The organism is Streptomyces niveiscabiei, from assembly GCF_001419795.1.
Classification (GTDB): Bacteria; Actinomycetota; Actinomycetes; order Streptomycetales; family Streptomycetaceae; genus Streptomyces; species Streptomyces niveiscabiei.
In genome coordinates, this window is record NZ_LIRL01001359.1 from 1 (window position 1) to 2,109 (window position 2,109).

General features: G+C 71.5%; 1 protein-coding gene and 1 pseudogene. One reads left to right on the forward strand and one right to left on the reverse strand.

Features of this window, described 5'->3' with window-relative positions; genetic code table 11:
- Nucleotides 1–569 (forward strand): phospholipase domain-containing protein (locus AOK24_RS44030; RefSeq protein ID WP_159052234.1); only part of this gene is annotated, 569 nt, incomplete at its 5' end.
- Nucleotides 570–626: 57 nt separating this feature from the next.
- Here the strand turns inward: AOK24_RS44030 and AOK24_RS52070 are convergent.
- Nucleotides 627–2,109: pseudogene (locus AOK24_RS52070) on the reverse strand (hypothetical protein); the annotation flags it as partial.

Genomic DNA, 2,109 nt, shown 5'->3' on the forward strand with positions numbered 1-2,109 from the left:
TGCCCCGGCAGGAGCGTGGCCACCGGCCCACCCGGCCCCTCAGGTACGCGCCCAGCGTCGACGCGAAGGCCGGCTCCGGGGCGCTGACCCTGACGTTCGCCTCCGGGGCGCACGCCGGGGGCGCGTTCCTCGTCACCACGCCCGGCGTAACTCCGCGGAGCTACACGACCGGCGCGGGCAAGAAGATCTCCGACACCTTCACGGGCGCCTCCTACGACCTCACGGTCCACGGGCCCGCCGGGTTCCTGCGCACCTTCAAGGGCGAGACCGCGCACGCCGGGCCCGAGGTCGTCGCCCGGCACGTCGGCGACTGTGTGGAGCTGACCTTCACCAACACGTCCAAGGACACGGTCGAACTCCGCGTCACCGACGCGTACCGCTCCCGTACGACCACGGTGAAGCTCCGCCCGCACGCCGTCCTCAAGCGCACGGTCGAGACCGGCAAGGGACACCGCTGGTACGACCTGACGGTCACCTCCCACGCGTCCTCCACGTTCCTGCGCCGGTTCGCGGGGCACGTGGAGAACGGGCGGCCGGGGGTCAGCGACCCGGCGATCATCACCGAGTAGCCGTACCCGGGTAGTACCACGGGACCGCTCGCCTTCCGGGCGGGCGGTCCCTCCGGGTCAGGACGTGTACCTGGCCGTCTTGTACTGCTTCCGCTTCTCCTCGGGGGTCGCCGTCGGGTTCTCGCGGGGGCCCGGAGTGCGGTCGATCACCTCGTCGGTCCACGAGTTGGGGACGGTGAGCCCCCACTCCTTCCTCAGCCGCTTGTGCTCGTCCTTGTTCATCGTCACGTACCACTGGCCCCAGCGGCACCACCCCATGGGCTCGTCGCTCTCCGTCGCCACCGCCTTCACCAGCTTCGCCACCACCGGCCGCATCCCCTCCGCCTGCGCCTCCAGGTACTGGTTCATCCGGTAGGTGGCCTGGTCGCCGTGCTGGAACATCGCGTACGCGGAGTCCTCCATGTGCAGGCCGTGCCCCTCCAGATGGGCCGTCCCCTCCCGCCGCACCGGCACGTCGGAGCTGTTCGCGACCCCGGCGTTCAGCCGGTTCAGCAGGTTCACCTTCTGCTGGGACGCCTCGGCGATCTGACCGCCGCCGCGCATACCGCCCATCAGGGAGTACGCCTCGTGCAGGTCGTAGTCCCCGGTGTACAGATACGTCTGCCAGTTCGGTATACCCCTGAAGGCGGTCAACTGCGGCCCGCCGCCCGGCGCCAGCACCGTGATCGGCACGTACTCCTCACCCCGGGCACCCGTCTCCACGATGCCGAGGTCCAGGACCTCCTGGGACGGATCGTCGACCCGCACCCCCAGCAGCCCGCCCTGCCCCCAGTGCCCGACGAACCCGTCCAGGTCCTCCTGAGCGAGCCAGGCGAGCACGGCTTCCGGATCGGCCTGCGACCCTTCACGCCCGTACTCCTTCCGCACTGAGGACGGCTTGATCGACTTCTCCAGGATGGTGTGCGGCTTGGGCTTGGCACCCTCCGCGATCCGCCGGATGGAGAACTCGCCCGTCTCCCGCACGGCGATCGTGTAGTGGTACTTCTTGCACACGGCCGAGATCGGCGCCCAGTGCTCCTCCCAGGCGATCTGCCGAAGCGTCGCGGCCCGGACGCCGTCGGCGACAGTCCCGACGGCTCCGGCGCGGCCGGGCGTGTAGGTGGCGGCGGCAAAGTCACGCAAGGGATTGACGGGAGCGGCGGGTTGCTGCGCGGGCTGCGCTTCCTCGCCGTTGTCCATGCGCTGGAGAGGGGCTGCGGGGGCTCGCTGAAGAGGCGTCTCCGACGGGGGCAGGACGGCGGTCTCCGGAGCCGACCGGACCATCGCATCCGCTACCGTCCCGACCACCGCATGCGGAGCCGTCCCGACCGCCGTCTCCGGAGCCGGCCCGGCCATCGCATCCGGCGCCCGCTCGCCCCTCGTCCCCGGCGCCCGCTGGACGGATGTCCCCGGCGCCCGCTGAGCCACACTGGACGGCTCCGCCCCCGGTGCCGGCCCCGACATCACCCGGTGCGCCGTCCGTTCCGCCTCCCGTTCGAAGCGGTCCGACGGGTCGGAGACCCTCAGCCCCGCACCGTTGTCCGTGCCCGACACCGGCCCC